The sequence below is a fragment of the Corynebacterium sp. c25Ua_47 genome (assembly GCF_039907205.1).
Classification (GTDB): Bacteria; Actinomycetota; Actinomycetes; order Mycobacteriales; family Mycobacteriaceae; genus Corynebacterium; species Corynebacterium hiratae.
Window position 1 is genome coordinate 1 of record NZ_JASBOH010000038.1, and the last position, 557, is coordinate 557.

1 protein-coding gene is annotated in these 557 nt (G+C 53.0%); it reads left to right on the top strand.

From position 1 onward, the window contains the following. Nucleotides 1-18: 18 nt before the first annotated feature. Nucleotides 19-557: IS3 family transposase (locus QKE52_RS13320; RefSeq protein ID WP_347949005.1), on the top strand; the 539-nt coding region annotated here is incomplete at its 3' end.

Genomic DNA, 557 nt, shown 5'->3' on the forward strand with positions numbered 1-557 from the left:
AACTACAGCATCAAGCGCATGGCACGGCTATTAAAAGTGTCTCGGTCTGGATACTACAAATGGGCCCATGTGCAGCAGAAACGACTATCCGGAAAGGATGATCGTGTTGCATTTTACGATGATGTTGACCGAAAGATTCATCAGATTTGGAAAGACTCTGATGAGGTTTATGGTGCTCCGCGGATCACCGCAGAGCTTGCCGAGCGCTACCGCATTTCGCTTAACCGTAAGACTGTGGCGAAGCGGATGCGCATGATGGGCATTGAAGGGATTTCACCGCGTGCGTTTGTTCCGGTGACAACGATTCAATCCAAGCGTAAGTCAACTCTTCCTGACCTGGTCAAGCGCATGTTTGATACTGGTGAGCTGAATCGGGTGTGGATGTCGGATATTACCTACTTGCGCACCGGTGAGGGCTGGTTGTATTTGTGCGCGGTCCGCGATGGTCATTCCCGCAGGGTACTGGGCTGGGCTATGGATAGTGTTCAAGACACACACCTGGTTGAACGGGCCCTGCGGATGGCGCATACGCTGCGCGGTGACGTTCCTGATGGGCT